The organism is Gracilimonas sediminicola, from assembly GCF_024320785.1.
Classification (GTDB): domain Bacteria; phylum Bacteroidota; class Rhodothermia; order Balneolales; family Balneolaceae; genus Gracilimonas; species Gracilimonas sediminicola.
This window is the reverse complement of sequence record NZ_JANDBC010000001.1, coordinates 1,050,270-1,057,500: the sequence shown is the minus strand read 5'-3', so window position 1 is coordinate 1,057,500 and position 7,231 is coordinate 1,050,270. Positions and strand designations below refer to the sequence as shown.

Annotated in this window: 4 protein-coding genes and 2 rRNA genes; 5 read left to right on the top strand and 1 reads right to left on the bottom strand. The window is 47.6% G+C overall.

Annotated elements, in window-relative coordinates:
* Window positions 1–213 precede the first annotated feature (213 nt).
* The 5 genes from NM125_RS04725 (at window position 214) to NM125_RS04705 (ending at window position 6,564) form a co-directional block, all read left to right on the top strand.
* Window positions 214–3,124, top strand: a 23S ribosomal RNA gene (locus NM125_RS04725).
* Window positions 3,125–3,248: 124 nt separating this feature from the next.
* Window positions 3,249–3,358 (top strand): 5S ribosomal RNA (rrf, locus tag NM125_RS04720).
* A gap of 159 nt (window positions 3,359–3,517) precedes the next feature.
* Window positions 3,518–5,011 (top strand): acyl-CoA dehydrogenase family protein, encoded by a 1,494-nt coding sequence (locus tag NM125_RS04715; RefSeq protein WP_255133353.1) that lies wholly within the window; start codon window positions 3,518–3,520, stop codon window positions 5,009–5,011.
* Entirely contained in the window at window positions 5,004–5,702 is a 699-nt protein-coding gene (locus tag NM125_RS04710; protein ID WP_255133351.1) for an SIR2 family NAD-dependent protein deacylase, read from the top strand. Before NM125_RS04715 ends, NM125_RS04710 begins: the two co-directional genes overlap by 8 nt.
* A gap of 4 nt (window positions 5,703–5,706) precedes the next feature.
* Window positions 5,707–6,564: an SGNH/GDSL hydrolase family protein gene (locus NM125_RS04705; RefSeq protein ID WP_255133349.1), complete on the top strand. Its 858-nt coding sequence runs from the start codon at window positions 5,707–5,709 to the stop codon at window positions 6,562–6,564.
* On the opposite strand, the gene NM125_RS04700 is transcribed toward NM125_RS04705, so the two are convergent.
* Window positions 6,554–7,219, bottom strand: a complete 666-nt coding sequence (locus tag NM125_RS04700; protein ID WP_255133347.1) for a hypothetical protein — start codon at window positions 7,217–7,219, stop codon at window positions 6,554–6,556. The two genes, NM125_RS04705 and NM125_RS04700, sit on opposite strands and share 11 nt — an antisense overlap.
* Between the last annotated feature and the right edge of the window lie 12 nt (window positions 7,220–7,231).

Sequence of the window (7,231 nt, the reverse complement as noted above, 5' to 3'; positions counted from 1 at the left end):
TTTGACATGATGAAGCAATATAGCAATAGTAATAGGTCTGATGTCGCACATCTTGTATGTGCGACAAAAGATAGTAGGGCGCATTTCTTAGGTTACTAAGGATTGCGTACTACGCCAAGGTAGCCGGACAGGTTCGTCCCCGTCCGGCCCACAATAAACCAATAGCATGAATACGAGTAGGTTTGGCGGCGGAGACGCCGTGCAAACCATATAGTAGAAGCATACTAAGGGCACACGGTGGATGCCTAGGCATACAGAGGCGATGAAGGACGTGTAAAGCTGCGATAAGCTGCGGGGAGCTGCATACGAGCAATGATCCGTGGATTTCCGAATGGGGCAACCCATTCTCCCGGTTTACCGGGAGGATACTCCTTTCGAGGAGGGCGTACGGGGGGAACTGAAACATCTAAGTACCCCCAGGAAAAGAAAACAATTCAGTGATTTCCCTAGTAGCGGCGAGCGAACGGGAAGCAGCCCAAACCGGCTTCCTACGGGGAGTCGGGGTAGTAGGACCTGCATAATCGAAGCGAGCTTAAGTCGAAACTGCCTGGAAAGCAGTCCCACAGAAGGTGAAAGGCCTGTAGGCGTACGGCGAGCGGAGAGGCGGGTATCCTGAGTAGCGCGGGGCAGGTGAAACTCTGCGTGAACCAGCCGGCACCATCCGGTAAGGCTAAATACATCTGTATGACCGATAGTGAACCAGTACCGTGAGGGAAAGGTGAAAAGAACGCCGAGAAGGCGAGTGAAATAGTACCTGAAACCGTGTGCTTACAAGCGGTCGGAGCCTCTCTTTGAGGGGTGACGGCGTGCCTTTTGTATAATGAGCCTACGAGTTGCTCCTGTTGTGCGAGGTTAATCCGCTAAGCGGAGGAGCCGCAGCGAAAGCGAGTCTGAAACGGGCGTGCAGTACAGCGGGGCAGACGCGAAACCAAGTGAGCTATCCATGGTCAGGGTGAAGTGGGGGTAAAACCCCATGGAGGCCCGAACCGCCAGACGTTGAAAAGTCTTCGGATGAACTGTGGATAGGGGTGAAAGGCCAATCAAACTTGGAAATAGCTCGTACTCCCTGAAATATATTTAGGTATAGCGTCTGGTTTTGTCTCTCCGGAGGTAGAGCACTGATTAGGCTAGGGCCCTTCACCGGGTACCAACCCTAGACAAACTCCGAATACCGGCAGAGAGCCACCAGGCAGTCAGTGGCGGGGTGATAACGTCCCGTCGCGAGAGGGAAACAACCCAGACCACCAGCTAAGGCCCCCAAATGTATGTTAAGTTGAACAAAGAAAGTTGGGTTGCCCAGACAACTAGGAGGTTGGCTTAGAAGCAGCCATTCCTTTAAAGAGTGCGTAATAGCTCACTAGTTAAGCGGCCCGGCGTCGATAATACACGGGCATTAAACATACTGCCGAAGCTGTGGTCCCCCGATTTATCGGGGGAGGTAAGGGAGCATTCCAGGGGCGCAGAAGCGGAGTCGCGAGACTCCGTGGAGCCCCTGGAAGCGAAACTGTAGGCATGAGTAACGAGAAGACGGGCGAGAAACCCGTCCACCATAAACCCAAGGGTTCCTGATCAACGCTAATCGGATCAGGGTTAGTCGAGACCTAAGGTGTAGCCGAAAGGCGAAGCCGATGGCAAACCGGTTCAATATTCCGGTACCGAGTTGTACGCCAGGCTAAGGCGTGACGCAGAAGTGACACTCCCGCGTGCTGACGAATGCACGTTAAAGGGCGTAGGCTGGGAGGCAGGCAAATCCGCCTCCCGTTAAGGCTGAACCCCGACAGTACTCTGAGCCTGCGGGCAAGGAGATAGTGGAGGTAATCCCGCTGCCGAGAAAAGCGTCGTAGTTTGTACAACCCGCTCGTACCCCAAACCGACACAGGTGGGTGAGGAGAGTATCCTAAGGTGCTCGAGTAATTCATGGCTAAGGAACTAGGCAAATTCGATCCGTAACTTCGGGAGAAGGATCCCCTGGGCGCCTTCGGGCGTTCGGGGCGCAGTGAAAAGGCCCAAACGACTGTTTACCAAAAACACATGTCTCTGCTAAGCCGCAAGGCGATGTATAGGGACTGACACCTGCCCGGTGCTGGAAGGTTAAAGAAGGGGGTTAGCTTCGGCGAAGCCCTTAACTGAAGCCCCAGTAAACGGCGGCCGTAACTATAACGGTCCTAAGGTAGCGAAATTCCTTGTCGGGTAAGTTCCGACCTGCACGAATGGTGTAACGATTTGGGCACTGTCTCAGCCATGAGCTCGGTGAAATTGTGGTATCGGTGATGACGCCGATTACCCGCAGCGGGACGAAAAGACCCCGTGAACCTTTACTACAACTTTACATTGGCTTTACCGGATGCATGTGTAGCATAGGCGGGAGACTTTGAACCCTGATCGCTAGGTTGGGGGGAGTCGCCCAGTGAAATACCGCCCTTGCCTCAGGTGAATTCTAACCTCCGGGCAACGGAGGAACAGTGTATGGTGGGTAGTTTGACTGGGGCGGTCGCCTCCTAAAGAGTAACGGAGGCTCCCAAAGGTACCCTCAGCACGGTTGGCAATCGTGCGTAGCGTGTAAAAGCATAAGGGTGCTTGACTGCAAGACACACAGGTCGAGCAGGAACGAAAGTTGGGTTTAGTGATCCGGTGGCACCGCATGGAAGGGCCATCGCTCAAAGGATAAAAGGTACTCCGGGGATAACAGGCTTATCTCCCCCAAGAGTTCACATCGACGGGGAGGTTTGGCACCTCGATGTCGGCTCATCGCATCCTGGGGCTGGAGAAGGTCCCAAGGGTTTGGCTGTTCGCCAATTAAAGCGGTACGCGAGCTGGGTTCAGAACGTCGTGAGACAGTTCGGTCTCTATCTGCTGTGGGCGTAGGAATATTGCGGAGAGCTGCTCCTAGTACGAGAGGACCGGAGTGGACGCACCGCTAGTGTACCTGTTGTGTGGTCGCATGCATCGCAGGGTAGCTATGTGCGGAAGTGATAAGCCGCTGAATGCATCTAAGCGCGAAGCACGCTCCAAGATAAGTATTCCCTAAGAGCCTCCTGGGAGACGACCAGGTAGATAGGTAGCAGGTGTACCCATGGTAACATGGTTAGCCGAGCTATACTAATTAGGCCACTGGCTTCGGTTATATGGTTTGCACGGGTCCCCGTGCATTCCCCCTGTAATCAGCTAAGTTTATAAACCCCGTTACTATTGCTGGCCTCATCATGTCAAAGAACGTTTTTTTAGACATTACATGTACTGATTTTATTGAAGGTGACTCTAGCGCAGGGGTCCCACCCGTTCCCATCCCGAACACGGACGTTAAGCCCTGTAGCGCCGATGGTACTCCCGCAAGGGGTAGAGTAGGTCGTCGCCTTCTTCCTTTTTTCCCCTAAGCCTCTTCCAATCAACGAAGAGGCTTTTTTTATAGGGGTAAGACAAGTTTTTTGTAAAACTATTACAGAAAACGCAGGTTGGAATGCTTATATTAAATAGTGTTGTTAAAAAAGTGATTTTAAATTAAGCAGAAGTTATGGCAATGGATTTCCAAAAATTCCTGAAAAACTACAAACAAAAGCTATTCGATATTTTTTCACAGAGTAGTGAAGCGGAAGAAAATACACTGGTACGAGGAATTGAAGAATCCACGTTAAAAGAGATTATGGATTTATCTCCTCTGGGTGCTTTTATCCCATCTGAATACGGTGGTTATGGCGGGCATACTGCTGAAGCACTCGCAATGCTGGAAGCCAGCTCTTATGAGTCTTTACCTTTGTCCCTTATGATGGGAATAAACGGAGCATTATTTCTTCAGCCTGTTGCAAACTATGCAAATGAAGAGGTAAAGAAAGATATTTTCAATCGTGTAATAAATTCCAATAAGTTGGGTGGGTTAATGATTACCGAGCCTGATTTTGGTTCTGATGCATTGAAGATGCAAACCTCCTATCAGAAAATCGGCGATGATACCTACAAAATAGAAGGCACCAAACACTGGGGTGGGCTTACCGGTATGGCAGATTACTGGTTGATCACAGCACGAAATATGAACGACAAAGGCGACTTGGGCCGGGATATATCTTTCTTTATACACGATACCCGAAATGGAGGTATTGAAGTAGAAGAATACTACAACAATCTTGGACTTTACATGCTGCCTTATGGCAAAAACAAAATTGATATAAAAGTTGATGAATCTCACAAGCTCCAGCCCAAGAGCACAGGAGTTACCATGATGCTGGACCTTCTTCACCGAAGCCGGCTTCAGTTTCCCGGAATGGGGATGGGTTTCCTTCGTCGTATGATGGATGAAGCCATGGAGCATTGCAAGGAAAGGTTCGTAGGTGGACAAAGCCTGATCAATTACGATCAGGTTAAAAGCCGGCTTTCTGAAATTCAGGCTTATTTTACAGTCTGTTCAGCTATGTGCAACTTTACCAGTTCTAACATTCCGTTAGAAAAAAATACCTCCAGAATGGATCTGGAGGCCAATGCTATTAAGGCACTTGTCACGGATTACATGCAACGGGCATCACAATCACTGTTACAACTGAAAGGAGCTATGGGCTACCGATTGGATAGCATTGCCGGCCGTTCGGTTATTGACAGCCGGCCGTTTCAAATTTTTGAAGGATCTAATGACATTCTCTATCAACAAATCAGTGAGTCGGTGTTGAAGATGATGCGAAAGCTGAAAAACAATAATCTTCATGATTTCCTAAGTGAATTCCACCTCACTTCACGCTCTTCGGAATATTTTAAAGAGCGATTGAACTTCGAGCTTGATCCAAAAATGCCACAACGTAAGTTGGTAGAACTTGGCAGAGCATTAGGCCGCATTATTTCTATGGAATTTACACTCAACCTTGGAGATCAGGGATTTAATAATGAACTGATTCAAAATGCTATCAAAACGTTACAGGATGAAGTTAACACTATCATGCAAACGTATAAGTATGGTGGCAATGCTGATGTGGTGGAAGAGTATAAAATGGACAGTTCCTGGTTTAAACTTTCAATGGTGAATGCCTGATCCAAAGATCGTAGTAATTAGCGGGGCCGGAATAAGTGCAGAGAGCGGCCTTTCTACATTCAGGGATTCCGGTGGACTTTGGGAAGGATACGATGTCAACGAAGTGGCTTCTATACAAGGTTGGAATAAAGATCCCGAAAACGTTCTCGAATTTTATAACCTCAGACGAAAACAAGCTGCGGAAGCCAAACCCAATGCAGCTCACAAAGCATTAGCCGATCTTGAAGATCATTTCAACGTTTCTGTGGTTACTCAAAATGTTGACGATTTACATGAACGAGCCGGCTCCACTCAGGTTCTGCATTTACACGGGGAGCTTACAAAAGCCCGAAGTGTTGAGGATGAATCTGTCGTAATCGATATTGGTGCTGACCCCATTAAATGGGGAGATACTGCTGAAGATGGAGCTCAGCTACGACCGCATGTAGTTTGGTTTGGCGAAATAGTACCGATGATAGAACCTGCAGCCATCGAAGTTTCTACTGCTGATATTCTAATTGTGGTGGGTACTTCTTTAGTGGTTTATCCGGCCGCGGGATTGATTGATTATGCAAAAACACATATCCCTAAATACATCATTGACCCCTCTGACCCTCAACTTTATGACTTTGACGGATGGGAACACTACAAAGAGAATGCAGGTACTGGCGTTAAAAAATTAGCAGACAAACTTATAAAAGAACACACATAGCAAAATGGCGAATAAAAAAGCGACGGACGAAGAAAAAGGAATTCTGGAGCAGTTTATGCTGCCTTTCTATCACATTACAAAACGAATTCCTCTTTTCCCCGGTAAAAATGATGCAAAATCGGAAGCCGGTTTATTTGGAATTACAGAAGAAGAGCTCAAAGAGTACAGAGAGAATTATGACGAAAATGCCCGGCAGGCTGCACTGGAGATTCTTAAGGAAGATGAAATTGTAGATTGCCTCGATAAACTTCCCATGGATGGAGAAGAAACCATCGTAGCCTTTGGTGACTCAAACACGGAAGATGCACAGGGCTGGTTTACCATTTTGAAGCATGTACTGGAAATATCAGTGGAAAAAGCCAATTTCAATTTCATAAATGCGGGTGTTTCTTACAATACAACGGCAGAAGCTCTACGCCGTGTTGATCGCGATGTAGTGGTTCATGAACCGGATTGGGTAATTGTAGCATTAGGCACTTTTGATGCACAGCGGTTAAATATTGCTCCCGATCGTACCTTATTACCTCTTTCAGAAACCTGGGAGAATATAGAAACCATCCAATCAGTATTGGAATCAAGAGTGGAAAACCCGCTGATCTGGATTACACCTGCTCCTGTTATTGATGAAATGCTGGAAGAGAATCTGCTTTATGATTTCACCATCAAACCGGAGGATTTAGGTCCGGTGCAGGATTTAGTTTCCGGTAAGCAAGGGGCAATAGTGGATGCATCTGCAAAACGAATGGGAGAAGGTGAGCCTAATGCCTGGAACTACCTTCCGGATGGCCTGCATCACTCCTTATCCGGACATATGGAAACAACGAAGGCAATCATTAAAAAACTGGCTGAGCCTAAAAATTAACTTTCAGGTTAACGAAGTTAACAGAAGGGTTGAATTTGCGTGATAATCCGCTATCGGTTGTTTGATAGGTAGTGGTTATGGCCGGAGAAACTAAACCAAGGCTGGTTTTATTATTAAATTGAATGCCTACTAATCCATCAGCATTAGGAACAGAGCTTTTCTTTGCAGTGGATGTAGGAGTAACTCGTTTTGAAAGAGCAAAGGCATCAATGAGCCCTACTCCGAAACCTACCCATGCTCCAATACCGGCCCCATATTGCAACCCTTCTACTAACGGCTCATTGGCAACCAGCATCACGGATGTTGTAACCACGGCACCGGCAGCTGCTCCATAAAAGGTATCCAGCAAAACAATAATGCTGGTGTTGTTTCCATCATTAAATAAACCCTGCACAATCAGTTGCTGTCCACCGGAGGAAGCTATATCGTAAGCTCCCACTCCCACTCCATACAAAGTTCCAAGCCCCACACCAACACGTAAAGGAGCAAAGTCAGAGCTATTATTTAAAGCCATCGTAGCTCCTCCTAAGAGGGTCCCGTTTACAGCTCCGTTTAATGTATTGCCTGCCAGAAGCTCAATTGTTTGACCTTTGGTTGCTTCGCTTGCTGAAAAGATGATCGTGATGCAAAGAAAGAGTGCTGAAAGTGTACGCATTATAGTCTCATA